The 24,590-nt window shown below is 68.2% G+C and carries 22 protein-coding genes; 9 read left to right on the plus strand and 13 right to left on the minus strand.

Annotation, left to right across the window (positions count from 1 at the left end; translation table 11 throughout):
- Nucleotides 1-3: 3 nt before the first annotated feature.
- From prcA to arc, 7 genes are all read right to left on the minus strand, one after another.
- Nucleotides 4-810 (minus strand): proteasome subunit alpha, encoded by an 807-nt coding sequence (prcA, locus tag SACGLDRAFT_RS11890; RefSeq protein ID WP_005464864.1) that lies wholly within the window; start codon nucleotides 808-810, stop codon nucleotides 4-6.
- 72 nt (nucleotides 811-882) lie between these two features.
- Nucleotides 883-1,743 (minus strand): proteasome subunit beta, encoded by an 861-nt coding sequence (gene prcB, locus SACGLDRAFT_RS11895; RefSeq protein WP_005464879.1) that lies wholly within the window; start codon nucleotides 1,741-1,743, stop codon nucleotides 883-885.
- A gap of 96 nt (nucleotides 1,744-1,839) precedes the next feature.
- Nucleotides 1,840-2,031 (minus strand): ubiquitin-like protein Pup, encoded by a 192-nt coding sequence (locus SACGLDRAFT_RS11900; protein WP_005464881.1) that lies wholly within the window; start codon nucleotides 2,029-2,031, stop codon nucleotides 1,840-1,842.
- Nucleotides 2,032-2,203: 172 nt separating this feature from the next.
- Entirely contained in the window at nucleotides 2,204-3,706 is a 1,503-nt protein-coding gene (dop, locus tag SACGLDRAFT_RS11905) for a depupylase/deamidase Dop (RefSeq protein WP_005464882.1), read from the minus strand.
- Between the two features lie 92 nt (nucleotides 3,707-3,798).
- A complete protein-coding gene (locus SACGLDRAFT_RS11910; protein WP_040919916.1) occupies nucleotides 3,799-4,746 on the minus strand; it encodes an aldo/keto reductase in 948 nt (315 codons plus the stop codon).
- Between the two features lie 17 nt (nucleotides 4,747-4,763).
- Entirely contained in the window at nucleotides 4,764-5,120 is a 357-nt protein-coding gene (locus tag SACGLDRAFT_RS11915; RefSeq protein WP_040918984.1) for a hypothetical protein, read from the minus strand.
- Nucleotides 5,121-5,233: 113 nt separating this feature from the next.
- Entirely contained in the window at nucleotides 5,234-7,042 is a 1,809-nt protein-coding gene (gene arc, locus SACGLDRAFT_RS11920) for a proteasome ATPase (RefSeq protein ID WP_005464885.1), read from the minus strand.
- Between the two features lie 337 nt (nucleotides 7,043-7,379).
- Here arc and SACGLDRAFT_RS22290 point away from each other — a divergent pair, with 337 nt between their 5' ends.
- The 3 genes from SACGLDRAFT_RS22290 (at nucleotide 7,380) to SACGLDRAFT_RS11935 (ending at nucleotide 9,926) form a co-directional block, all read left to right on the plus strand.
- Complete coding sequence (locus SACGLDRAFT_RS22290) at nucleotides 7,380-8,087, plus strand: Rv0361 family membrane protein (RefSeq protein WP_005464886.1); 708 nt, start codon at nucleotides 7,380-7,382, stop codon at nucleotides 8,085-8,087.
- A 141-nt stretch (nucleotides 8,088-8,228) separates the two neighbouring features.
- Nucleotides 8,229-8,963: a hypothetical protein gene (locus tag SACGLDRAFT_RS21565; protein ID WP_005464889.1), complete on the plus strand. Its 735-nt coding sequence runs from the start codon at nucleotides 8,229-8,231 to the stop codon at nucleotides 8,961-8,963.
- A gap of 315 nt (nucleotides 8,964-9,278) precedes the next feature.
- The gene (locus tag SACGLDRAFT_RS11935) at nucleotides 9,279-9,926 is read left to right on the plus strand and encodes an Rv0361 family membrane protein (RefSeq protein ID WP_005464890.1); all 648 of its coding nucleotides are present in this window, start codon (nucleotides 9,279-9,281) and stop codon (nucleotides 9,924-9,926) included.
- Between the two features lie 95 nt (nucleotides 9,927-10,021).
- Here SACGLDRAFT_RS11935 and SACGLDRAFT_RS11940 read toward each other — a convergent pair whose 3' ends face one another.
- Entirely contained in the window at nucleotides 10,022-10,843 is an 822-nt protein-coding gene (locus tag SACGLDRAFT_RS11940) for a tRNA (adenine-N1)-methyltransferase (protein WP_005464891.1), read from the minus strand.
- 83 nt (nucleotides 10,844-10,926) lie between these two features.
- Nucleotides 10,927-12,045 carry a site-2 protease family protein gene (locus tag SACGLDRAFT_RS11945; RefSeq protein ID WP_005464893.1) on the minus strand — a complete coding sequence of 373 codons (1,119 nt, stop codon included), beginning with the start codon at nucleotides 12,043-12,045 and terminating at the stop codon, nucleotides 10,927-10,929.
- A gap of 197 nt (nucleotides 12,046-12,242) precedes the next feature.
- Here SACGLDRAFT_RS11945 and SACGLDRAFT_RS11950 point away from each other — a divergent pair, with 197 nt between their 5' ends.
- The 3 genes from SACGLDRAFT_RS11950 (at nucleotide 12,243) to SACGLDRAFT_RS11960 (ending at nucleotide 15,003) form a co-directional block, all read left to right on the plus strand.
- On the plus strand, nucleotides 12,243-13,157 hold the full coding sequence (locus tag SACGLDRAFT_RS11950) for a RecB family exonuclease (protein WP_005464894.1): 915 nt from the start codon (nucleotides 12,243-12,245) through the stop codon (nucleotides 13,155-13,157).
- A 29-nt stretch (nucleotides 13,158-13,186) separates the two neighbouring features.
- Nucleotides 13,187-13,966 (plus strand): thioesterase family protein, encoded by a 780-nt coding sequence (locus tag SACGLDRAFT_RS11955; RefSeq protein WP_005464895.1) that lies wholly within the window; start codon nucleotides 13,187-13,189, stop codon nucleotides 13,964-13,966.
- 107 nt (nucleotides 13,967-14,073) lie between these two features.
- Nucleotides 14,074-15,003, plus strand: a complete 930-nt coding sequence (locus tag SACGLDRAFT_RS11960; protein WP_005464896.1) for a ParA family protein — start codon at nucleotides 14,074-14,076, stop codon at nucleotides 15,001-15,003.
- Between the two features lie 46 nt (nucleotides 15,004-15,049).
- Here SACGLDRAFT_RS11960 and hisG read toward each other — a convergent pair whose 3' ends face one another.
- Both hisG and SACGLDRAFT_RS11970 read right to left on the minus strand, forming a co-directional pair.
- Nucleotides 15,050-15,895 carry an ATP phosphoribosyltransferase gene (gene hisG, locus SACGLDRAFT_RS11965; RefSeq protein WP_005464897.1) on the minus strand — a complete coding sequence of 282 codons (846 nt, stop codon included), beginning with the start codon at nucleotides 15,893-15,895 and terminating at the stop codon, nucleotides 15,050-15,052.
- Nucleotides 15,896-16,020: 125 nt separating this feature from the next.
- A complete protein-coding gene (locus tag SACGLDRAFT_RS11970; protein WP_005464908.1) occupies nucleotides 16,021-16,284 on the minus strand; it encodes a phosphoribosyl-ATP diphosphatase in 264 nt (87 codons plus the stop codon).
- Nucleotides 16,285-16,432: 148 nt separating this feature from the next.
- Here SACGLDRAFT_RS11970 and SACGLDRAFT_RS11975 point away from each other — a divergent pair, with 148 nt between their 5' ends.
- Nucleotides 16,433-17,236: a class I SAM-dependent DNA methyltransferase gene (locus SACGLDRAFT_RS11975; protein ID WP_040918987.1), complete on the plus strand. Its 804-nt coding sequence runs from the start codon at nucleotides 16,433-16,435 to the stop codon at nucleotides 17,234-17,236.
- 8 nt (nucleotides 17,237-17,244) lie between these two features.
- On the opposite strand, the gene SACGLDRAFT_RS11980 is transcribed toward SACGLDRAFT_RS11975, so the two are convergent.
- The gene (locus tag SACGLDRAFT_RS11980; protein WP_005464914.1) at nucleotides 17,245-17,931 is read right to left on the minus strand and encodes an HAD family hydrolase; all 687 of its coding nucleotides are present in this window, start codon (nucleotides 17,929-17,931) and stop codon (nucleotides 17,245-17,247) included.
- A gap of 155 nt (nucleotides 17,932-18,086) precedes the next feature.
- On the opposite strand from SACGLDRAFT_RS11980, the gene SACGLDRAFT_RS11985 reads away from it, so the two are divergent.
- Nucleotides 18,087-18,980, plus strand: a complete 894-nt coding sequence (locus SACGLDRAFT_RS11985; RefSeq protein ID WP_005464917.1) for a PAC2 family protein — start codon at nucleotides 18,087-18,089, stop codon at nucleotides 18,978-18,980.
- 15 nt (nucleotides 18,981-18,995) lie between these two features.
- Here the strand turns inward: SACGLDRAFT_RS11985 and SACGLDRAFT_RS11990 are convergent, their stop codons facing one another.
- Nucleotides 18,996-19,820, minus strand: coding sequence for a metallophosphoesterase family protein (locus SACGLDRAFT_RS11990; RefSeq protein WP_040918988.1), 825 nt, complete (start codon nucleotides 19,818-19,820; stop codon nucleotides 18,996-18,998).
- A 396-nt stretch (nucleotides 19,821-20,216) separates the two neighbouring features.
- Here SACGLDRAFT_RS11990 and SACGLDRAFT_RS11995 point away from each other — a divergent pair, with 396 nt between their 5' ends.
- Nucleotides 20,217-24,536 (plus strand): golvesin C-terminal-like domain-containing protein, encoded by a 4,320-nt coding sequence (locus SACGLDRAFT_RS11995; protein WP_005464921.1) that lies wholly within the window; start codon nucleotides 20,217-20,219, stop codon nucleotides 24,534-24,536.
- Nucleotides 24,537-24,590 lie beyond the last annotated feature (54 nt).

Raw genomic sequence — 24,590 nt, forward strand, 5'->3', positions numbered from 1 at the left:
AACTCAGCTCGTCTCGTCGCCGCCCTCGGATGGGGCGCCCGAACCCGAGGCGCTCTCCTCCGACTGGGCCTCGTCGTCCCGTCGCGTGCTCGGCATCAACGCCTCCAGCGCCGCGCCCCGGATGCGACGGAACTTCCGGCCGGGGCGTTCGCGGTCGAGCACCGCGACCTCCAGCTTCCCCGGCTCCAGCTCGTTGTTGGCCGTGGAACCACCGCTGCCGCTGCCCGAGGAGCTCGCCGACGGTGCCCGCAGCGCCTCCACCGCGACGGCCAACGCGGCGTCGAGTTCCATGCCGTCGGAGAACGTGTCCTTGAGCTTGGCGTTGATGGCGTCGGTCTGACCGCCCATGACCACGTACTTCGGCTCGTCCATCACGATCGAGCCGTCGTAGGTCAGGCGGTAGAGCTCGTCTTCGTCGGAGTTGTCGCCGACCTGCGCCACGCAGATCTCCACCTCGAACGGCTTCAGCTGCTCGGTGAAGATCGTACTCAGCGTCTGCGCGTACACGTTGGCCAGCGCCCGCGCGTTCACGTCCCGCCGGTCGTACATGTAGCCCTGGAGGTCGACGTGCCGGATGCCACCACGCCGCAGGCTCTCGAACTCGCTGTAGCGACCCACCGCGGCGAACCCGATGCGGTCGTAGATCTCCGAGACCTTGTGCAGGGTGGGCGAAGGGTTCTCGGCCACGAACAGCACACCGCCCCGATACTTGAGCACGACCACGCTGCGTCCCCGAGCGATGCCCTTGCGGGCGAGCTCGGAACGCTCGCGCATCAACTGCTCCGGTGAGGCGTACAGCGGCATCGTCACTGGCGTTGGCTCCGCTCTGCTCGATCGACTACAGGACTACGGTTTCTCGGCGGCGATCGGACGACCGCGGCGTCAGCCGAGCCGACCCGGTCGTTCGGACCGGTCCCGCACCACCGCCTGCGCGATGGCCGCGGTCTCGGACTCCGGCAGTTTCACCGCGCCATCCTCGGCGGTGATCGTCACCACCGTGGGGTAGATGTTGCGCACGAGGTCGGGACCGCCGGTCGCGGTGTCGTCGTCGGCCGCGTCGTACAACGCCTCGATGGCCGCCCGCACGGCAGCGTCGGCGTCGGCGTCGGGGTCGTAGAGCTTCTTCAGCGACGACTTCGCATAGACCGAACCCGAGCCGATGGCGTGGTACCCGGCGTTCTCCTCGTACCGCCCGCCGGTGACGTCGAACGACACGATGCGGCCGGCCCGTTTCGGATCGGGGGCGTCGATGTCGTAGCCGACGAAGAGCGGCAGCACGGCCAAGCCCGCCATGGCGGCGTCCAGGTGTCCCTTCACCATGTTCGCGAGCTTGTTGGTCTTACCGTCCAACGACAGCGAGACGCCTTCGATCTTCTCGTAGTGCGCGAGCTCCACCGCGTACAAGCGCACGAGTTCCAGAGCGATCCCGGCGGTACCCGCGATGCCAACCGCGGAGTAGTCGTCGGTGACGTACACCTTCTCCAGGTCCCGGCTGGCGATCGTGTTGCCCGCGGTGGCCCTGCGGTCACCCGCGATCAGGACCCCACCGTCGAACGTCGACGCGACGATCGTGGTGCCGTGCGGCGGTTCGAACCGGGTGTTCGCCCCCGACGCCGTCTCCACGCGCGTGCGGGGCAGCAGTTCGGGTGCCTGCACCTTCAGGAAATCGATGAACGACGACGTCGTGGTCGACAGGTAGGCAGCGGGCAGCGTGAAGCCCGCGGTGCGCGGCGTGTGTTCCATGCGTGCTCGTGGTTCCCCTCGCCGAGGATGAACAGGACAGCAGTACTCATCGACCGCTTACGTGATCGACAAGCCTAGAAGATGGCCGTACGTCCGCTACTGGCCGCCCTTCTGCACGTACGCACGCACGAAGTCCTCCGCGTTCTCCTCCAGCACGTCGTCGATCTCGTCGAGGATCGTGTCGACGTCCTCACCGAGCTTCTCCCGACGTTCCTGGCCTGCGGGGGCGGCCTCGACCTCGTCGTCGGAGTCCCCGCCGCCGTGCTTCTCGATGCGTTCCTGAGCCATGTTCGCCTCCCGTGTCGGGCCGCTTGTCTTCAGCCTACCCAGAGTCGCCGACATCCGGGCCCTTCGTCACCGGCGTGGCCGAGCGTCCGATGATCTTTTCCGATCCAGTCGAACCACCCGCCGGAGCGGCACGTCGAGTCCCGCGACCGACGTGCCACCCCGTGGACATGACCTACCCGCCCGAGGTCAGGGCATCCACGAGTTGCTCGGCGGTTTCGGCGTTGTCGAGCAACTCCCCCACGTGGGACTTCGTACCCCGCAGAGGCTCCAAGGTGGGGATGCGTACCAGGGATTCCCTGCCGACGTCGAAGATCACCGAGTCCCACGACGCCGCCGCGATGGAGGCGGCGTACTTCTCCAGTGTCCGGCCGCGGAAGTAGGCCCTGGTGTCCGCGGGCGGCGTCGTCATCGCCGCCCGCACCTCCTCCTCGCTGACGAGCCGCTTCATCGTGCCGCGCGCGACGAGACGGTTGTAGAGGCCCTTGTCCAACCGCACGTCCGAGTACTGCAGGTCGATCATGTGCAGGCGCGGCGCGCCCCATCCGAGCGAGTCGCGTTCCCGATAGGCCTCCAGCAGGCGGAGCTTGGCGGGCCAGTCGAGCCGATCGGCGCACTCCTGCGGGTCGCGGGCCAAGGCGTCGAGGACCTCGCCCCAGATCCGCAGCACTTCCTTGGACTGCTCGTCGGCCCCCACCCGTTCGAGGTGCCGGGACGCCAGCTCGTGGTAGGCGAACTGGATGTCGAGGCCCGTGTACTTGCGCCCGTTGGCCAACGCGACGGTGGTCTTCAGGGTGGGGTCGTGGCTGATCTCGTGCACCGCGCGGACCGGTTCGTCGAGCTTCAGCTCGTCGAACCTCATCCCGTGCTCGATCATGTCGATCACCAGCGCGGTGGTGCCCAGTTTCAGGAACGTGGCGTACTCCGCCAAGTTCGCGTCGCCGATGATGACGTGCAGCCTGCGGTACTTGTCCGCGTCGGCGTGCGGTTCGTCCCGCGTGTTGATGATGCCGCGCTTGAGCGTGGTCTCCAGCCCGACCTCGACCTCGATGTAGTCGGCGCGTTGCGAGAGCTGGAATCCGGGTTGCTCGCCCTGGGGCCCGATGCCGACCCGACCGGATCCGGTGATCACCTGCCGTGACACGAAGAACGGCGTCAGCCCCGCGATGACCGCCGTGAACGGCGTCGAGCGCGCCATCAGGTAGTTCTCGTGCGTACCGTAGCTGGCGCCCTTGCCGTCGACGTTGTTCTTGTAGAGCTGCAACGGCGCCTGGCCGGGCACCGTCGCCGCACGCCGGGCCGCCTCCTCCATCACCCGCTCGCCCGCCTTGTCCCAGATGACGGCGTCCCTGGCGTTGGTCACCTCGGGAGCGGAGTACTCGGGGTGGGCGTGGTCGACATAGAGCCGGGCACCGTTGGTGAGGATCACGTTCGCGGCCCCGAGATCCTCCATGTCCGAGTCCTGCCCCTGCTGGGTGGGCCCGGTCAGGTCGAAACCCCGCGCGTCACGCAACGGCGACTCGACCTCGTAGTCCCAGCGGGCACGGCGCGCCCGCGGGATGTCCGCGGCCGCGGCGTAGGCCAACACCACCTGGGTGGACGTCAACACGGGGTTCGCGGTCGCGTCACCCGGTACCGCGATCCCGTACTCCACCTCGGTTCCCATGATCCGGCGCATACCCCAAGCCTACGGGTCATGCGCACAAAAACCCCGTCGAAAAACGGCGCCGAGCGGATTACACCGCCTCGACCACGCCCCCGGCGGAACGGTCACCGCCATTCGAGCGCCGACCGTTGCTCCCAGTACCGCTCGGGAGACCACGCCACCGCGTCGAGCGCGGCCAACTCGTCCGCGTCGAGTTCGAGGACCGCGCCCGCGATGTTCGACCGCAGCTGGTCCACGCTCGCGGGCCCCACCAGGACCACGTCCGCCCACGGCTGGGCATACACCGCGGCCAGGGCTACCGCGTCGCTTCCCACACCGTGCCGCCGAGCCACCTCGGTTAGCGCGTCGGGCGGTTCCACCGCGAGCCTGCCGTTGGCCAGCGTCTCCTTGACCTGCACCAGCACCCCGGCCTCGTGCGCTTCGCGCAACGCCGGTCCCACGGAAGGTTCCAGCAGGTTCCAGGTCGACTGCACGGCGGTGAACACCGGCCGATCCCGCACCCGCAGCCCCAGGGCCCGCCGCACCGTCTCGGCCTGCCGCGGCCCCGAGGTGGAAAACCCCACCCGGACGCCGGACTCCGCCAGCTCCGCCAGGGCGCCCAGCAGCGCGGGGTCGTCGAACAGGGGGCTGTCCGGGGTCAGGGAGTGCACCTGGTACAGCGACACGGCGTCACCCAGCAGAGCCCGTGTCTGCTCCCACTGGGTTCGGAAGCGGGCCAGCGAGTGTTCCTTCACCTCGTGCACCTCGGCGTCGAGCCGCCAGTCGCCGACGTAGGCGTAGCCCCACTTGCTCGACACGACGACATCGGTGGGACGCCGGTCGGCCAGCCAGTCCGCGAGGAACTCCTCCGCTCGCCCGTACGAGCGCGCGACGTCCACCCGGCGGACACCGGCGGCGTACGCCGCGTCCAGCACGGCGAACGTGTGCTCGCGCAGGGCGGTCACGTCCCGGTCGGCGGGCAGGGCCGCGGTACGGCCGAGATTGATGTAGGCCGGCCTGCCGATCGCGGCGAGCCCCACGGCCGTCCGCGCCACGGTGTCCACTGACTTCATGACCGTCACCGTAGTCGTCACGCCGAGCCCATACGCCGTCGCATGAGTTCCAGGAACTGCTCGGACGACAGCACTTCCCGATGCAGCTTCTCCAGCCGTGCGGCGGGCGCGCGCACGTAGCCCTTGCCGAACACGGGCGCGATCTGACGCAAGCTGGCTCCGGCCTCCCTGGCCGCGAGCAGCGCCCAGTCGGACGCGTTCGCGCAGGCCGTGGACGCCTGCCGCAACTGCCCCAGCAGGTCGATGAGTGCGGGCGCGTCCAACTCGCCCGACCGTGCCGCCTCGGCGGTCTCCTCCAGCCAGGCCAGCACGTCCGCGGCCGTGATGGGCGCTTTCGGGGTCTTCGGTGACGCGGGTGCGGTGTCCTCTGCCATACACCCCAGCGTATAGGACGTTATACACACCGCTCCAGTTCTCGCTCCGAGCGTGTCGCCCGCACGAACGAGGCTCCCACGGCGTCTCCGCCGCGAGAGCCCCGAAGCCCGGATCAGAGGTACTGGCCGGTGTTGGTCGCCGTGTCGATGACGCGACCCGACTCCTGGTTCTTGCCCGTGACGAGCGTGCGGATGTAAACGATGCGCTCGCCCTTCTTGCCCGAGATTCGCGCCCAATCGTCGGGGTTGGTGGTGTTGGGCAGGTCCTCGTTCTCGGCGAACTCGTCCACAATGGCGTCGAGCAGGTGCTGGACCCGCAAACCCGGCTGGTTGGTCTCCAGCACGGACTTGATGGCCGACTTCTTCGCCCGGTCGACGATGTTCTGGATCATCGCGCCGGAGTTGAAGTCGCGGAAATACAGCACTTCCTTGTCCCCGTTGGCATAGGTGACTTCGAGGAACCGGTTCTCGTCCGTCTCCTCGTACATGCGCTCGACCGTGTGCTGGATCATCGCGTCGATCGTGGCTTGCCGGTCGCCGCCGAACTCCCGCAGATCGTCGGCGTGGATCGGCAAGTCGGGCGTCAGATATTTGGAGAAAATGTCCTTCGCGCCCTCGGCGTCGGGCCGCTCGATCTTGATCTTCACATCCAGTCGCCCCGGCCTGAGAATCGCGGGGTCGATCATGTCCTCGCGGTTGGAAGCGCCGATGACGATGACGTTTTCCAACCCCTCGACACCGTCGATCTCCGACAGCAACTGCGGCACGATCGTAGTCTCCACGTCGGACGACACCCCGCTGCCCCGTGTCCGGAAAATCGACTCCATCTCGTCGAAGAACACGATGACGGGGGTGCCGTCGGACGCCTTCTCCCTGGCCCGCTGGAAGATCATCCGGATGTGCCGCTCGGTCTCGCCGACGAACTTGTTCAAAAGTTCCGGGCCCTTGATGTTGAGGAAGTAGGACTTGGCGTCCGCCTCTCCCCTGGCCTCGGCGACCTTCTTGGCCAACGAGTTCGCCACCGCCTTGGCGATCAGCGTCTTACCGCATCCCGGCGGCCCGTAGAGGAGCACTCCCTTGGGCGGACGCAACCGGTACTGCGTGTAGAGGTCGGCGTGGAGGAACGGCAGTTCGACCGCGTCTCTGATCTGCTCGATCTGCCGGAACAGGCCACCGATGTCCTCGTACCGGACGTCGGGCACCTCCTCCAACACCAGATCCTCGACCTCGGCCTTGGGCACGCGCTCGTAGGCGTAGCCGGCCTTGAAGTCGACCAGGAGCGAGTCGCCCGACTTCAACGTCTGCTCGGCCAGCGGGTCGGCGAGCCAGACGACGCGCTCCTCATCGGCGTGCCCGACCACCAGTGCGCGAGCGCTTCCTCCCTCGGAGTCCGGGGGAAGCAGCTCCCGCAACGTGCACACCTCGCCCGTGCTCTCGAAGCCGCCGCTCTCCACGACGGTCAACGCCTCGTTGAGCCGGACACTCTGCCCACGCCGCAAGGACTCCACCTCGACGGCGGGCGAGACGGCGACCCGCATCTTCCGCCCCGAGGTGTACACGTCCACGGTGTTGTCGTCGTAGGCGGCGACGAACACGCCGTATCCACTCGGAGGTTGCGCGAGCCGATCGACCTCTTCCCGCAGCGCCAACAGCTGGCTCCGCGCCTCGCGCAGAGTCTCGACCAGCTTGTTGTTACGCTCGGTGAGTTGACTCACCCGCTCGTTCGCCTCGGCCAAGCGCTGCTCCAGCACCTGGTTCTGGCGCGGCGAGTCGGTGAGCTTTCGACGGAGCAGCGCCACCTCCTCCTCGAGAAAGCGGATCTGACGCGCCTGCTCGCTCGACGGGGTGTCCGTGCCTCCGGCTCCGCCCATCTCTGAAGAGTCGGCCTCGTTGTGCCGACCTCCGGGAAGGTCGTGTTGCATTGCGGCACCTCCTCGGAATGCATTTCTTTCCACGGTACCGGCGATCACCGACATGAAAAGCCCTATCCGTGTCACGGAATCGGCGCGTCGTCCGGTTGCGGCGGAGTACCCGCTGATGCTCGGAGTGACTCCGCTATGCCGCTCTCATCCGCATGTCACAACGACGGTGACGCACAGTGACGAACCGTCACGCTCCCCCTAGGCCGACCGAAGAAGCCGCCACTCGGAGGTGTAAAAAATCGGCCCAACCGTTACCTCTACGATCTTGCGTGCGCCCGGTAACCGATTACTTCGTTTCCGGAGCCAAATTTCGCAAACCTGACCACAAGGGGGAACGATGACGTATCCACCTCAGCCCGGCCCACAGGGTCAGCCGGGCCAACCGGGGCAGTTCGGCCAGCCGTACCCGCCCGCGGGCTTCGGCGCACCGGCACAGCCGAAGAAGAAGACTGGACTCATCGTCGGTCTGGTGGCCGGCCTCGTCGTCCTCGTCGGCGGCGGCATCGCGCTCTTCCTCCTGCTGGGCAACGGCGGCGGAAGCGACGAGGACCAGGTAAACGAACTCGCCGACGACCTCGTCACCGCCACCAACGAGCAGGACACCGATCTCGCCATGTCGATCATGTGCGAAGGCATGGCCGACCAGGTGACCCAGATGATGCAGATGGGGCAGAACCTCCCGTCGGACATGAACGTGGAGGTCCCGACCGTCAAGGCCAGCCGAGGCGGCGACATCACCATCGAAGGCGACACGGCCAAGATCCCCATTTCCCTGTCAGCCGAGAGCGGCGCTTCACCGGGCGGCAGCGGTGAGGTGAAGGTGATCTTCACCGCGAAGAAGGAAGACGACTGGTGCATCAACGGCTCCGAACTGGACCCGTCCAGCATGCCCAAGATGCCTTCCATGCCTGACATGCCCGACATGCCCGACATGCCGGAGATCCCTGACATGCCGGATATTCCGGAGATGCCTGATATGCCGGACATGCCCGATATCCCGAAGATGCCTGACATGCCGGAGATGCCCGGCATGGGCACCCCCTGACGGCAGCAGCGCCGGACTTCCGTCCACCGGTCTCGGCCGGGCAACGAGTCCCCGCCGAGACCTTGTCGCATCCGGTGTCACCTCGCCACCGGATGCGACACCGACATTTTCTTCGCAGAACCGAAACGCCAAAGGATTCGTGTGACTTACCCACCTCAACCCGGACAGCCCGGCCCACAGCCCGGCGCGTGGGGACAGCCCCAGCAGTCGGCGATGCCGCCTTCCGGCCCCCTGCCCCAGCAGCAGCCGCCCGGCGCCTACCCCGGCGCTGCGGGACCGAACCAGTTCGGCCAGTACCCCGGCGGACCGGGGCAGCAGCCTCCCAAGAAGAAGACCGGCCTCATCGTCGGGGTGACGATCGCCGCCGTGGCCGTCATCGGTGGCGTGGTGACAGCGCTCATCCTGCTTCTGGGCAACGACGACGAGGACGAGAAGGACTCCAACGTCGCCTCGCCTCCACAGCAAAGCGCACCCCAGGCCCCCGGCGCACCCTCCAACGGCCTGCCCGCGGACTCCAGCGCCCCGAACATGCCGGGACAACCCTCGCAAGACGTGCCGGCACCGGGCGGTACCGGCGACACCGGCGGCATCGGTGCGACCGGAGACGAAGCAGCCGTCGAAGCCCTCGCCGACACCCTCGTCGAGGCTCTGAACAACCGAGACGCCGAGACCGCCGACTCCCTGCTGTGTCCGGACGAAGGCGGTGTCTTCGGCATGGACGTCGTCCCCGACGGCGCCACGTTCAGCCGGGGAGGCGCGGTGACGGTGACCGGGGACACGGCGACGATCCCGGTGCAGGCCACCTTCGACGGTGAGACCGAGGAGGGAAGCTTCCCCGCACGCAAGGAAGGCGGCACCTGGTGCCTCGGTGTATGACACCGAACCTCGCGTCGCCCCGGCCCGGACCACACCGCGACCGGGGCGACGCGCGCCGTCGGCGAACCGCCGCGCGGTCGCCACACACGGCCGACTCCTCCCCATACACGCTGGTCCCGTGCTCCGGCCGGCTCACCGGTCACCTCTGCTCACGCCCTCTCGGCACGCGGACAACTCCCCGAGTTCACGACGAGTGACGGGCACGACCATGGGGCGAACGGGAAGTCGGTGCCCAAAAGGTGTAGAACACCGTTTGCTGCCGTCTAGGTTTTCCGCCCGCACCGGGCGTCGGCGGTGTGATCGAGGAAGGATGACGTGACTTCACCCCAGTATCCGGGCGGCCCCCAGGGCTACCCCCAGCAACAAGGTTTTCCGGGACAACAAGGCACTCCGCAGCAAGGATTTCCGGGGCAGCCGGGAACCCCCCAGCAAGGGTTCCCCGATCCTCAGGCCTACCCCGGCCAGCCGGGTCCGCAAGGGGGGTTCCCGTACCAGGGTCAGCAACCTCCCGGCGCCTGGAATGCCGGCCCGCAGTTCGGCCAGTACCCCGGAGGTCCGGCTCCGAAGAAGAAGACCGGCCTCATCGTGGGCCTCGTCATCGCCGCCGTACTCCTGATCGGGGGAGGCGTCACGGCAATCCTCCTGCTGACCGGCGACGACGACGGCGACGGCGGCAGCGGCAGCTACGGCGGCAGCGACCAGGACCAGGTGACCGCGCTCGCGGACCAGCTGGTGCAGGCCTTCAACGCCCGTGACATGAACACGATCAACAACATCGCGTGCAGCCCCATCGAGGAGGGCTTCAGCAACGTTCCGGACGGCGTGGTGCTGGAACGAACCGGCGAGGTGGTCGTCAATGGCGACACCGCGACGATTCCGCTGGCCAAGGCGCAGGGGAGCCGACGTGAAGAAGGTCAGTTCCTCGCTCGCAAGAACGGCGGCGAGTGGTGCCTCGACCTCTGACGAGCCGGTGACCGCGCTCCTGCGACTGCCGTCACGTGAGTCATCACCTCGGGAGCCCGGAAGATCCGGGCTCCCGTCGGGATGCGTGGGGCGGCTCAGCCCCGGCTCGGCCTACGCTGCGGCCGGGGCGGTGTGACCCCGTCGGCGAGCCGACGGGCGGTCACAAGAAAGGCTGTGTGACCGATCATTCGGTGTTCGGGGCGCACGGCGAGTCCGACCACGTGCCACGGCCGGACGAGCGACTCCCATGCCTCCGGCTCGGTCCAGCACTTCTGCTCGCGCAGCGCCTCCACGAACGTCGACAACTGCGTCACCGTGGCCACGTAGCCGACGAGGACCCCGCCGGGGACGAGCGCCGCCGAGACGGTCGGCAGGACCTCCCACGGGGTCAGCATGTCCAGCACGACGCGATCTACCTCGCCGGTGTGCTCGGCCAGGTCCGCCACGTGCAGCGTCCAGTTGGCCGGCTGCTCTCCGAAGAACTTCTTCACGTTGCGCCGGGCGTGCTCGGCGTGGTCGGCCCGCACCTCGTACGACGTGACACTGCCCTCCGGGCCGACCGCCCGTAACAACGAACAGGTCAACGCTCCGGAACCGGCACCGGCCTCCAGCACGCGCGCTCCGGGGAAGATGTCGCCCCACATCACGATCTGCGCGGCGTCCTTGGGGTAGATGACCTGCGCGCCCCTCGGCATCGACAGCACGTAGTCGGGCAGTAGCGGCCGCAACGCGAGGTACGCGGTGCCCCGTGTCGACGTGACCACCGAGCCCTCGGGCGCACCGATCAGATCGTCGTGGGACACCGCTCCCCGGTGTGTGTGGTACTCCTGTCCCTCGGCCAGGACGATCGTGTAGTGCCGTCCCTTCGGATCGGTCAACTGCACCCGGTCACCCGCGCGAAACGGCCCTGCTGACACCGCACCTCCAGTTCACACTCGTCCCGCTCCCGCCGCGGGGCGAGAACCGCAGGCGATGGTCGCAGATCGCGACCGAGGCCCACTCACCCGGTCCGGAAGGTGGGGCCCGTCCCGTACCCCTCGGAGGCCGTGAGCGCGCTGTGCACGTCATCCTTGCGCAGGACCCCCGTCGGTTTGCCGTCACCGTCCACGACGAGGAACTGCCAGGTGGCCGCCTCGCCCACGTGCTCGGCGATCTCGTCGGGCGGGTCGGAGACGAGGAGCACCGTCTCCGCCCGGATCGGCTCCGCCGCCAGTTCGGCCGGGGAGTGCGGAGCGGACGAGGCCAGCCGCTCGGCGGCCTCCGAGTCGAGCAACCCGGCGGCCACACCGTCGGCGCGGACGAGCACGACGCCGCGTCCCGCGGAGGCCGCGAGGGCGTCCGACACCGGACTTTCGGCGGGAAGTTGCAGGACGGGGCGCATGAGGTCGGTCAGGGACAGCCCCTCGGGCCAGCTCATCCGGTTGTCCGACGCGAACTCCGTGGTGGCGCCCATCGCCACGAACCACGCGGTGACCAGGCCCACCCCGAGCCGCAGCCAGCGGTCGTCACTGCCCTGCGCCATGCCCCACAGGGCCCAGCCCAGCAGCCCCACCGCCACGAGGGCTCCGCCCACGACCGCCACCCGAGTACCGAGGGCGCGGGTGCCGTGAAGCGCCCACACCCCCGACCGCAGCAGCCGCCCTCCGTCGAGAGGCAGGCCGGGAAGCAGGTTGAACACCCCCACCACGACGTTGGCCACCGCGCACTGCGCCACGAGCAGCCACACCGCTCCGTCGGCGGGTACCGCCAGCAGCAGCAACCAGCACACCAGGGCCAGGGCGAGTGACACCACCGGCCCCGCCACCGCGATCAGCGCCTCCTGGCCGGGACGCCGCGGTGACCGGACGACCTCGGAGAGCCCGCCGAGCAGGAACAGACGAAGACGTCGCACCGGCATTCCCAGGCGCAACGCCACCACGCAGTGCCCGAGTTCGTGCGCGAGCACCGACACGCCGAGGAGTACGGCGAAGGCCCCGGCCAGCACGGCCGACAGCATCGGTCCCGCGTCGGGCAGCATCCTCGACACCAGCGGCGTGTAGAGCACGACGACGAGCAGCGAACCGACCCACCACGACGGCGCGAGCAGCACGGGCACGCCGCCGATGCGGAAGAGCAGCATGCCACCGTCCGCGGAGCTCGGGCTCCGGGACCACTCGTCTGCGTACTCGCTCGTCGCGCGCACCCGTCGAGGGTAGAACGTCACGCGTCAGGAGGCCGTTACGTGCGGCGTGTCGCCGGTCACCTCTCGTCCGGGAGTGGACGCGCCGAGTCGCCGCGCACGCACCGTTGTCGTGGCGTCCGGTTACGCTGCCCGGCATGGCGAACGGGAGCACAACCACCGGCACCCCACACGCGGACCCCACCGGCGCCGCGGCACCGACCACGGAGGTACGCCGCCCCGCGCTGTCCCCGTCCAGAGCGAGCGACTTCAAACAATGCCCGTTGCTTTATCGCTTCCGCGCCGTGGACCGGCTCCCCGAGACACCGACCAAGGCACAGGTGCGGGGCACTCTCGTCCACTCGGTGCTGGAACGCCTGTTCGCGCTGCCGCGCGCCGAACGCACCGTCGAGGCCGCCAGGGAACTTCTCCGTCCCACCTGGTCGGAGCTCGCGGAGGAGAGTCCGGAGTGGAGGGAGCTGTTCACCGACCCCGAGTCGGCCGACGAACTCGCCGAATGGTTCGGCGCGGCAGAGAAACTGCTCGACTCCTACTTCGCGTTGGAGGACCCGCGCACCCTCGACCCCGAGGCCTGTGAGCTGCACGTCGAGACCGAACTGAGCTCGGGCGTGCTGCTGCGGGGCTACATCGACCGGCTCGACGTGGCCCCCACCGGCGAGATCCGGGTGGTGGACTACAAGACCGGAGCGGCGCCGAGGGAGATCGGCGAGGCGAAGGCCATGTTCCAGATGAAGTTCTACGCCGTGGTGCTGTGGCGGCTTCGCGGCGTCGTGCCTCGCCAGCTCAAGCTTCTGTACCTCAGCGACGGCCAGGCTCTGGCCTACACGCCGGACGAGGCCGAACTCGCCCGCTTCGAACGCACGCTGGAGGCCATCTGGCAGGCGATCCTGCGGGCGGGGAAGACGGGCGACTTCCGGCCGAACCCGAGCAAGCTGTGCGGGTGGTGCTCGCACAAGGAGCTGTGCCCGTCGTTCGGCGGCACCCCGCCGGAGTATCCGGGCTGGCCCGAACCGGACGCCGGCGAGGAGTCGGCGCTGGACCGCGCGGACTGATCGTGGTTGACGAACGGAGAGGACGACACGTGGCGGAAACGTTCTATCTGTCCTTGGGGGACGGCCGGTACCTGCCCACCGAGCACACCGCGGGCCCGTGGACCCCCGATGCCCAGCACTTCGGCCCGCCCTCGGCGTTGCTGGTCCGAGCCTTGGAGGCGCTTCCGCAGGACGGCGAACGCAGGCTCGCCAGGGTGACCGTGGAGATCCTGGGCCCCGCTCCCCTGTCCGAACTCACCGTCTCCTCCGAGGTCGTCCGGCCCGGACGATCGGTGGAACTGCTGTCGGCGTCGTTGGCGGCGAACGACCGGGTCGTGGCACGGGCGTCGGCGTGGCGCCTGGCCGTCACCGACACCACCGACGTCGCCACCTCGGCGACCACCTCTCCCCTGCCCGCCGTGGTCGACTGCCCGCCGGCCCGCTGGCCGAAGGGCTGGCACGGCGGTTACCTCGACGCTCTGGAGTGGCGCGCGGCACGGGGAGCCGTCAACGCCGAGGGCCCCGCCGCGGTGTGGGCACGGCAACGGGTGGCTCTCGTGGACGACGAGGAGCCCAGCCCGCTGCAACGGGTGTTCACCGTCGCCGACTCCGGCAGCGGTGTGTCCAACGTGCTCGACCCACGACACTGGCTGTTCATCAACACCGAACTCACGGTGCACCTCCACCGCGAGCCCGTGGGCGAGTGGATCGGTCTCGACGCCGCCACCACCGTCGGACCACGTGGTTCGGCCACGGCCCTGAGCACTCTGCACGACGTCGAGGGGCCGGTCGCCTCGGGCGCGCAGGCGCTGCTGGTGCGCCGTCGCTGACGCCGGACGATCCGACCGTTCCCCGACTCGCGCCGACACCGTAGCTGACTTTGGCATCGTTGATCCACTAACCTGCTCGCAAACCAGGAGACGGGAGCTAGGGCACTGTGCAGATCACTTCGGTGGTCAATCAGAAGGGCGGGGTCGGTAAGACGGCGCTCAGCGTCGGCACGGCCGCTGCCTTGGCCGAACGCGGTCGACGGGTGCTGCTCATCGACCTCGATCCGCAGGGACACGCCACCACCGAGATGCTGGGGTTGTCGGAACCACCTCCGGAGGCACCGAGCCTCGCCAAGGCGCTCACCAAGACCTGGCGCGGGCCGATCGAGGAGCTGGTGGTCGCCCATCCCCGGTGCAACGTGGGGCGGGGCGGCGCCTTCGACGTGATCCCCACCTCGCCGGGCATGTTCGACCTGATCCGGCGGCTGGACCAGTTCCGGGTACCGGGGTGGCAACTCGCGCGGGTGATCCAGTTCGCCAACTACGACCACGTCATCATCGACTGTCCGCCGGCGCTGGACGTCCTCACCAACAACGCGCTCGTCGCGAGTCACGGTGTGCTCGTCCCGGTGCAGCCCGACCGCACGAGCATCCGCGCGCTGCGCCTGATGCGGGAACAGATCAGCTACCTCGAAGCCGCCGTGGGACGACCACCCCTCATCTACCACGGTCTCGTCCCCGGTCTCTACCGCAGGCCGGTCTCCGCGTACGCGGCGGCGGCGCTGCGCGAGCTGGAGACCCTCGGCATTCCGATCCTGGCCCACGTTCCGCTCGGCGTCGTGGTGAACGAGGCCGCCTCCAGGGGCGTGCCGGTGACCACGTTCGCTCCCGAGACCGCCCAGGCGGCGGCGTTCCGGGAGATCGCGCGGGTGCTCGACACCGACACGGCGGCGTCGGCCACCCCACCGAACCCGCCCGAGCAGGAATTCGTGTTCGAGGAGTTCATCGCCGAGGTGTCGAGCACGCGCTCGGCCAACGACAGCGGCGCTCGACGTCGTCTCTACGACCTGCTGCCGAAACGGCACCGCCCCAGTTGACCGTCCGGGGCGGTGCCGTACCGCGCAAGTACCCTGCCGCCGACCGTCAGAGCCGGGTGGCGCGGATGTCGGAGGCCAGAACCGCCCGCGCCCCGATCGCGGCGAGCTCGTCCATGATCGCGTTGACGCGCTTGCGGGGGACCATCGCCCGTACGGCGACCCAGTCGGTGTGCGCGAGCGGCGCGACCGTCGGGGACTCCAGGCCGGGTGTGATGGCGGTGGCCTTGTCCAACAGCTCCTTCGGGCAGTTGTAGTCCAGCATCATGTACTGCTGCGCGAACACCACGCCCCGGAGTCGCGCGGTGAGCTGGTCGATCCTCGCCGACTTCTCGCCGCCCTTTCGGCGCACGAGGATGGCCTCGGACACGCAGATCGGGTCGCCGAACGCGACGAGGTTGTGCTGCCGCAGGGTGCGTCCCGAACCGACGACATCGGCGATCGCGTCGGCCACGCCGAGCTGCACCGAGATCTCCACGGCGCCGTCCAGGCGGATGACCTCCGCCTCGATACCGTGGCGGGCGAGGTCGTCCCGCACGAGCCTCGGGTAGGCCGTGGCGAGCCGCTTGCCCCGGAGGTCGGCAACCGACCACTCGCGGCCCGCGGGAGCGGCGTAGCGGAACGTGGAGCCACCGAAGCCCAGCGCCAGTGTCTCCTCCACCTCGGCACCCGAGTCGAGCGCGAGATCCCGCCCCGTGATGCCGAGATCCAGCTCACCGGACCCCACGTAGATGGGGATGTCCTTGGGACGCAGGAAGAAGAACTCCACCTCGTTCACCGGGTCCAGCACGGTGAGGTCCCGCTGCTCATGTCGCTGCCGGTAGCCCGCCTCGCCGAGCATGTCCGACGCCGGTCCCGCCAGCGCTCCCTTGTTCGGCACTGCGACCCGCAGCATGTTGGTGTCCTTCCTCACTGACCGATCGAACATCGCACCGTGGCCACGCGGTCACGGCGGCCACCGGCACCGTTCACTTCACCGGTTTCGAAGCGACCGCGCCACCCGATGAGACGAGACAACGCTCACAGATACCGGTAGACGTCCTCCAACGTGATGCCGCGGCCGAGCATCAGCACCTGCACGCGGTACAGCAGCTGGGAGATCTCCTCGGCCAGCCGCTCGTCCGACTCGTGTTCGGCCGCGATCCAGACCTCTCCGGCCTCCTCCAACACCTTCTTACCCTGGGCATGGACCCCGGCCGCCAGTGCCTCGACGGTGCCCGACCCCTCGGGTCGTGTGCGGGCGCGCTCGGTCAGCTCGGCGTACAACTCGTCGAAGGTCTTCACAGCAGTGATCCTCGCATCCTCGCCTGGTTTCCCGTCGGGCGACCCGGTACCACTGGGAAGAGTGCGGTCGGTCGCGTAGTTGACTTACTCGACGAAATCCACTTTGCTGATTTCCGCTCGTGACCGTGCGGCTACGGAAGGTCGTGGTATGGATAACGAGAGGCTACCTGGCGAAATGATCGGCTCACAGCCCGGGCACGGGCAGCTTCAGGTGCGGTTACCCGATCATGTTGAGCACATCGACCAGGACATGGAATACTGTTCCGTCCTGATCGACGGCTCGTGGAGGAAGATCCGTTTTCACGACTACGATCAAATCTTTGCTATTCCCGGCCTTTACGAACAGCTATTCCACGACATTCTCGACTGTCGTTCTCCCGACGTCGTGGGCAAGCTTCTGAAAGAACAACTCCAACGGGAGAACGTGAGTGCCTCGTCACTGCGGGCGTTGGACCTCGGAGCGGGGAACGGGCTCGTGGGGGCACAACTGCGCACGGTGGGCGTGGGCCACCTCGTGGGTGTCGACATCATCCCGGAGGCCAAGGACGCGGCCCTTCGCGACCGCCCCGAGGTTTACGACGACTACCTCGTGGTCGACATGACCCGGTTGTCCGAGCAGGATCGGGACAAGCTCGCCGGACACGAGTTCAACGCGCTTTCCTGCGTGGCGGCCCTCGGCTACGGCGACATCCCGCCCGAGGCGTTCCGGACCGCGTTCAACTTCGTCGCCGACGGCGGGTGGATCGCGTTCACCATCAAGGACCGCTTCCTGTCGGAGGCCGACACCTCCGGGTTCGCACGTCTGATCGAGCGCGCGAGGGAGTCGGGGCTGTTGAACGTCCACCTGTCGGAGCGGTACCGGCACCGGCTCAACGTGCGCGGCGAACCGCTGCACTACGTCGCCCTGGTGGGCACGAAGCAGGCCGACATCCCGGCCGAGCTGCTGGCCTGAGGGAGGTTTCAGACGGAGCGTACGAGCTCCGCCAGCACCGTCGCGTCGACGCCGACCAGCGACGAACGGAACACCCTTCGTCGTCCGGGCGGCACGGGAACCTCGTTGGGGACGACGAGCACCGTGCAGCCCGCGGCGGCGGCGGACTCCGCTCCCACGGGCGAGTCCTCCACTGCCACGCATCGGGTCGGGTCGACTCCGAGCGCCCGCGCGGCCCGCAGGTAGGGCTCGGGGTTCGGCTTGTTCAGTCCGTCGACCTCGTCACCGCAGACGGTCACGTCGAACCTCTCGGCCCCGATGGTGCGCAACGCCAATTCGGTCAGCTCCCGCTCGGTCGAGGTGACCAGAGCCGACGGCACCCCCGCCGCGCGCACGGCGTCGAGGGCCTGTTGAGCACCGTCCCGCCACGGAAGTTCCTCGGCGAACATCTCCTTCGTCCGGGCGCGCACCCAGTCGGCGACCTTCGCCACGGCGTCGTCGTCGGCGGGCTTCCCGGTCACCTCCAGCAGGTAACGGCACGTGGCGGCCATGTTCGAGCCGACGAGCGTGGAACGCTGTTCGGGCGAGAGCGACCCTCCCAGCCATTCCGCCGCCTCGTAGAGCGCGACGTCCCACAGCTTCTCCGAATCGACGAGCGTGCCGTCCATGTCCCACAGCACAGCGGCGACTTCGTCTACAGCGGACGATTTGTCCACGTCTTCTCCTCGCTCCTCAGACGATCGCTCCGACACCGGCCACGCTGCCTGTCGACGGCGCGCGGAACTCCGCGCGCCCACCGACAGCCTACGGTGAGCACAACGAACCCCGACGGAGTCGGGCCGTACCCGGACAGCGCCGTAGGCTGGTGAGTGTGAGCACGCCCTTCGATGACACGACACGGGAGCGGTCCGAGCCGAAACCGGTGATGATTGCCGCTTTCGAAGGCTGGAACGACGCCGGTGACGCGGCCACCACGGCGATCGAGCACCTGCAGCTGAACTGGGACGCCGAGCCGTTGGCCGAGATCGACCCGGACGACTATTACGACTTCCAGGTCAATCGACCCACCGTGCGGCTGGTCGACGGCGTGACGCGGCGGGTGGAGTGGCCGACGACGAGACTGTCGGTGTGCCGCCCGCAGGGCTACGACCGCGATGTCGTGCTGGTGTACGGCCCGGAGCCCAACATGCGTTGGCGGGCGTTCTGCGACGAGTTGCTCTCCCACGTCGATCGCCTCGGCGTGTCCACCGTCGTGACGCTGGGTGCCCTGTTGGCCGACACGGCGCACACCCGTCCAGTTCCGGTCAGCGGCACCGCCTACGACGCCGACGCGGCGGTGCGCTTCGGTCTGGAACGCAGCCGGTACGAAGGCCCCACGGGCATCATCGGCGTGTTCCAGGACGCCTGCGTGAAGGCCGGGGTCCCCGCGGTGTCGGTATGGGCCGCCGTCCCCCACTACGTCGCTCATCCCCCGTCTCCCAAGACGACCCTGGCGTTGCTGCGGAAGCTGGAGGACGTCCTCGACGTGCGCATCCCCCTGGGAGCGCTGCCGGAACAGGCCGAGGAGTGGCAGCGGACGGTCACCGAGATGACCGACGAGGACGACGAGATCAGCGAGTATGTCCGCAGTCTGGAAGAACGCGGCGACGCCGAGATCGTGCTCGACGAGAACAGTGGAGACAAGCTCGCGGCCGAGTTCGAGCGGTACCTGCGCCGACACGGCCCCGGAGGTACGGCGGGGCCGGGTGACTCCTCCGGCGGCTGAGCGGGCCTCCCGCCGTCACAGCATGCGTCGCACCGGCACCGCGCCCCGAGCGCGGCGCTGCCACTCCCGTGGGTAGCCGAGCGAGACCTCCTCGAAGCGCACCCCATCCACCTCGGTGGTGCGGGGAATGTGCAGGTGCCCGTAGACGGCGAGCTCCGCTCGGTACCGCACGTGCCAGTCGGCCGTCTCCTCGGTGCCGCACCACATCACGAACTCCGGATAGATGAGCGGCTCGGTGGGATGGCGATGAAGGGGCCAGTGTGACACCAGCACGGTGCCGTGGTCGGCGGGAATCCGGGCGAGGCGCTTCTCGCTGTACTCCAGCCTGCGGGCGCACCACTGCTGCCTGCTCGGGTACGGGTCGGGATGCAGGAGGAACTCGTCGGTGCACACGACGCCCGCCTCCCGCGCCTGCCGCAACGCCTCGGCCAACGGCACGCCCTCGGCGGGCGCGGCCCGCCAGCTGTAGTCGTAGAGCACGAACAGGGGGGCAACGGTCAGCGGGCGCTCCGCGTACGGCCACACCGGGAAGGGGTCCTCGGGCGTGAGCACGTCGATGCCGCGGCATCGACGTACGAGTTCCCGATAGCGGTCCTCGCCGCGATGCTGGTCGGGGTCCCGCGCAGTGGTCCACAGTTCGTGGTTGCCCGGCACCCACACCACCGTCGCGAACCGCTCCCGCAACCTCGCGAGCGTGTCGACGACCGTCCCCATCCGCTCCGCCACGTCCCCGGCGACGATCAGCCAGTCGTCGGGGCTCTCCGGCCTGATCAGGTCGACGAAGGACTCGTTACCCCGGTGCGTGACGTGCAGGTCGCTGGTCGCATACAAGTTGGGCACGCGCCCCACGGTAGCCGCGCGGGCAAATGTCGCGACACTCCCGCCCACGGCGAGAAATCGATTACTCGATCACCGCCCGAGACGCAATAGGCCGATCGGTCGGTGAGCACTGACCGGGAGTCGCGAACCGGAGAAGATGATCACTCCAAGGTCGTATTGCCCACCGTCGTCCACACCACGTTGAATTTACGTGCTTTCAAACAGGAGCCGGCCAGAAGGAGCTTCGCTCGACACACGTTCTCCCGAAAACCCTGATTGTTTCCGGGGTTTTCCCCGGTTACGCGAGCGCGGTTCCCACCAAAACCGACTAAGACCATACCGGAAAAACCGATCCTCGAAAGGAATGAAACCTTTCGAGAAATTCGCTTGTCGCCGACTCGAATTTCTGGGGATGCCATGCGAAGAAGATCACATCGGCGAGCGAGACTACGTAGTGTCTCGTTCGGGCTCGCCGCTCTGTTCGCGATATCGACCCTGCAGTTCACCCCAGCGGGACGAGCGACGACACCGTCCTCGTCGGACCCCGAGTATCAACCGACCGCCGAACCACCCTCAGCGGACGCCCCGGCCTCGATCCCCGAGAACGAACGCGGCGAAATACTCGGAGCGCACTGGGAGAAATCCACAGACCGAGCCTTCCTCACCTCCGGTGACGGCAACGGTTTCCACGTACTGATCGCCGACGCCGACGAGGGTTTTCGCTGGCGGAGAATCGCCAGCCTGTCGGAGCCGGGTTTCTCCGTCGACAGTTGGATCGGCAACGCCTGCGTCACCGGCTCCGGTCGCCGCGCCGTGGTGGCGTACGCGCCTCGTACCTTCACGAACGACCCGAAACTGATGCAGCGAGGCGCCTTCACCGCGACGGTCGACCTGACCGACGGCACGGTCACGAAGTTGCCCGTGCAGACGAGCCTGGCCTACTTCAATCCGGGCTGCGGAACGGGCGAGGAAGTGATTCTCACCCAGGGCGGCGACGAGGACCTCGGACGGACTCGGCTGCTGCGACTCGACACCGAGTCCGGGAAGATCACGTCACGGATCGAGGTCGAGGGGCAACTGACGTCGCCGGTTCCCACCGAACACGGGATCGTCGCGGCCGATTCGGGTGGCCTCGTCCGGGTCGACGACGACGGAACCAGACGGATCTTCGCCTCCGCCACCGGCGTGCCCTTCCGGGTCGCCGCAGACTCCGACGACGGCGTGGTCTTCATGGAGCGAACGGGGAAGGAGCAGGCACGGGTACGCCGCGCCGTGGTCGCTCCCGTGAAGGACACCTCGCGGGCGACGAGCGTGACGACCCTGGCGACCGGGGAGCTCATGTCCGTGAACGTCACCTCGGGCAAGGGCGGCCGGGTGTTCGTCACCGGCGAGACGACACGGGTCGCGCGGTCGTTGCCTTCGAGCGTGGCCCTGGTGGACGTGTCCGTGCGCGCCCGGATGTCGATGCGGGGAAGCCTGGCGGTCACCTCGGTGGCCAAGGCTCGCGCGCCCCGGCCCGGGGAAGCGGACGTCACCGCCGCCGTCGTCGACGGAGCACGCCCCCAGCCGCTCGCCGTGGAGGCCACCGTGCTCGCAACCGGGAAGTCGGTGGAGTTCTCCGTCACCACGGCCGACGCGGAGTTCGGCGAGCAGGGTCCGACCGCCGGGCGGGCCCCGAGCCCGGCCCTCGGCTCGGGAAAGCCCCGCACGATGAGCGATCCCCACAACCCGGCGGATTTCGACGAGCGGTACTGCTCGGTGCCCAGATCGGACCCTCGGAACCAGGCGATGCAACCGAAGCCCCGGCAGGTGGAGTGGGCCGTGGACCAGGCGGTGCGCAACGCGTTGGACGTGTACCGCCCGGCGAACTGGAAGAACCTGGGGATGCCCGCCTACACCCCCCAGGGGTTGTTCCCGTACGTGGAACTGTCCGGGGGAGGCTACGTGCCCGCGCAGGTCATGCTCGGTGTCGCGGCGCAGGAGTCCAACCTCTGGCAGGCCGCCCGTTCGGCCGTGCCCGGCGTGACGGGCAATCCGCTGATCGGCAACTACTACGGCATCGACTACTACAACGACACTGAGGCCGACGACTGGACCATCAACTGGGCCGAAGCCGACTGCGGCTACGGGGTCACCCAGGTCACCGACGGCATGCGGTTGGCGGGCAAGGAGCGGCCGGGTGAGGTCGCGATGGACTACGACAAACAGCGTGCCGTCGCACTCGACTTCGCCGCCAACATCGCCGCCGGGCTGCAGATCTTGGCCACCAAGTGGAACGAGACCCGCGAAGCGGGCATGATCGTCAACAACGGTGATCCCTCCAAGATCGAGAACTGGTTCTTCGCCGTCTGGGCCTACAACTCCGGTTTCCATCCCGACAAGGGCGACGGCTCGCCCTGGGGCGTCGGCTGGCTCAACAATCCGGTCAACCCGATCTACCCCGCGAACCGCGCACCGTTTCTGGAGTTCACCTACGAAGACGCCGCCCACCCCCAGGACTGGCCATATCCGGAGAAGGTCATGGGCTGGGCCGGCCATCCGGTGGAGGTGCTCGAAGCGCCGGGCGAACTCGTGGCGGGCTTCCGCCCCGCCTGGTGGAACGGCGGCACCTCGGAGGGAGCGTTCAACCGCCAGCGGGTCAAGCCGCCCGTCACGCAGTTCTGCGACGCCAGCAACGACTGCGTTCCCGGTGAACAGTTCCTTCCCGACGACCCCGAGGTCATCGGTGAACCCGCCGGGCCTTGCTCGCACCGGAACGCGAGCGGCTACTACGACCTCCAGTGCTGGTATCACGAGCCTTCCACCTGGAAGGAGGACTGCGACTACAGCTGCGGCAACGAACTGCTGCGTTTCGACCCCGGCTACGAGTACCAGGAGGACGCCACCAGCTATCCGCCGCGCTGCGATCTCAGCGGGTTGCCGTCGAACGCGCTGATCGTGGACGACGTCCCCGACGACGTGCCCTCGATCCGCCCCGACTGTCCCCGCTCCTGGAGCAACGCGGGCACCTTCGAGTTCACGTTCAAACAGGACAGTGACGGGACGTATCCCGGCAAGATCGACGTGCACCAGATCGGTGGTGGGTTCGGCGGCCACTTCTGGTTCACCCACACCCGAACCGCCACGGACGAAGGCGGACGGCTCGAGGTCAACGCGAGCTGGAAGCTGGATCGTTCCCACACCGGTCCCATGTCGATCTACGTGGCGCTTCCCGACCACGGGGCCCACACGAACTACGCGCGCTACGTCGTCAAGACCGCGCACGGGGACCGCGTCCGGATCGTGCGGCAACCCGGCGAGGGCAATCGCTGGGTGCGGATCGGTGCCTTCCCGTTCGACGGCGTTCCCGAGGTGACGCTCACCTCCGTGACGCCGGACGGCACGGGTGAGGAGGACATCGCCTTCGACGCGGTGGCCTTCGTCCCGATCAACGGCACCTACCACGAGGAGAGCGTCGAGGCGGTGGCGGTCTTCGACGAGGACCAGGACATCGACACCGCGGCACCGGAGTCGTGGCTGGGCGGAATTTCCGGAACTCCGCTCGTGAGCCGCGAAGCCCTGTACGACTGGGCCGTCGCGACCGCCGACCGCATCCTCGCCCTGCCCACGTGTGACATCCCGGCCGCGGGCTGTCTGATGCCCAGGACCGAACAGGCGATCCGCGAGTGGCGCGACGAGGTGATCACCGCCGGAACGGATCCCGTCGACCACCCGGACGGCACCAGCATCGCGAGGTGGATCGGGTTCGCGAACTCCTATCTCGACAGACCGAGTTCCGATCGGCGACCGGACCACTTCGACGACGACGGCAGGTTCAAGATCCGCACCAAGGTGACCGTCTCCTTCGTCACGGACGAGAACGACAAGATCATCCCCGGTACCGAGTACGCGGTGTACGACCACCGGACCGGTGACACCCACCTTCCGAGGTTCTTCCTGGACTTCGTCCGCGCGCTCGCCGAGGACTACGGCGCCTGGGGGATCGGCGAACCGAACCTGAGTTACCGGATGCGGGACCTCAACGCCCACAACGGTGCCTGGACCACCGCCAACCCGATGGAGGACGGTGTCCTGCCGGGACGTGCCTACGCCTACGCCGGGAAGGCCCCGGTGCTGACCAACTACGACGGGGAGATCACCGAAACCGGCGCCGACTGCGTCGCGGCGTTGACCGTGGCCGGCGGGTCGATCGGTTACCGGCCCATGTTGAGCCAGGAAGGCCCGACCACCGCGATGGAGGAGTTCAGCGCCCGACTCGACGCGGACGACCGCATCGCGCAACCGTTGGCGGACCTCGTCGAGGACGTCAGGGAGATGTTCTTCGACGACGGGCTGTTCACCGTGGTTGAGTCGAGCCTGTTCAACGTCGCCCCTCCGATCTGGCAGGAACTGAACCTGCGCTTGTGCGCGGACGGTTCCGTTCGCAAGGTCTCCGGGTTGCCGTTGTTGCGGTCCAGTTGGATGCCGGACCAGTACCTCTACCACAACGGCTCGGCGATCGACCTGGACGGCAACTACTCGGGCAGCAACCTTCCCGTGGTCAAGGGTGACTTCCACACGTTCAGCCAGACCCCGATCCACGCCGATTCGCCCTACAACCGCTGCGGACCGACCTCCGGTCGCAACGGCAATCCCTGGGCGATCGCGATAGCGGACCCGCCGGGGGCCAATCCCGACGGAGCCACGTTCTGTCTCGACGTGAACTTGCCGCCGGACCCGTCGCACAGCAGCCCCTGAGCGTCCCTTCCCACTCACTTGATCCACGGCAGGACAACTCGACAACGGAGAGTG

Source organism: Saccharomonospora glauca K62 (assembly GCF_000243395.2).
Classification (GTDB): domain Bacteria; phylum Actinomycetota; class Actinomycetes; order Mycobacteriales; family Pseudonocardiaceae; genus Saccharomonospora; species Saccharomonospora glauca.

Excerpts from the sequence above, each read along its gene's own strand:
- SACGLDRAFT_RS11945 (WP_005464893.1), bottom strand. The coding sequence starts at position 12,045 with ATGCTGCTCTTCCGCATCGGCGGCGTGCCCGTGCTGCTCGCGCCGTCG.
- SACGLDRAFT_RS11910 (WP_040919916.1), bottom strand. The coding sequence starts at position 4,746 with ATGAAGTCAGTGGACACCGTGGCGCGGACGGCCGTGGGGCTCGCCGCG.
- hisG (WP_005464897.1), bottom strand. The coding sequence starts at position 15,895 with ATGCTGCGGGTCGCAGTGCCGAACAAGGGAGCGCTGGCGGGACCGGCG.
- dop (WP_005464882.1), bottom strand. The coding sequence starts at position 3,706 with ATGCGCCGGATCATGGGAACCGAGGTGGAGTACGGGATCGCGGTACCG.
- SACGLDRAFT_RS22290 (WP_005464886.1), top strand. The coding sequence starts at position 7,380 with ATGACGTATCCACCTCAGCCCGGCCCACAGGGTCAGCCGGGCCAACCG.
- SACGLDRAFT_RS11915 (WP_040918984.1), bottom strand. The coding sequence starts at position 5,120 with ATGGCAGAGGACACCGCACCCGCGTCACCGAAGACCCCGAAAGCGCCC.
- SACGLDRAFT_RS11975 (WP_040918987.1), top strand. The coding sequence starts at position 16,433 with ATGGATAACGAGAGGCTACCTGGCGAAATGATCGGCTCACAGCCCGGG.
- SACGLDRAFT_RS11900 (WP_005464881.1), bottom strand. The coding sequence starts at position 2,031 with ATGGCTCAGGAACGCATCGAGAAGCACGGCGGCGGGGACTCCGACGAC.
- SACGLDRAFT_RS11995 (WP_005464921.1), top strand. The coding sequence starts at position 20,217 with ATGCGAAGAAGATCACATCGGCGAGCGAGACTACGTAGTGTCTCGTTC.
- arc (WP_005464885.1), bottom strand. The coding sequence starts at position 7,042 with ATGCAACACGACCTTCCCGGAGGTCGGCACAACGAGGCCGACTCTTCA.
- prcB (WP_005464879.1), bottom strand. The coding sequence starts at position 1,743 with ATGGAACACACGCCGCGCACCGCGGGCTTCACGCTGCCCGCTGCCTAC.
- SACGLDRAFT_RS11950 (WP_005464894.1), top strand. The coding sequence starts at position 12,243 with ATGGCGAACGGGAGCACAACCACCGGCACCCCACACGCGGACCCCACC.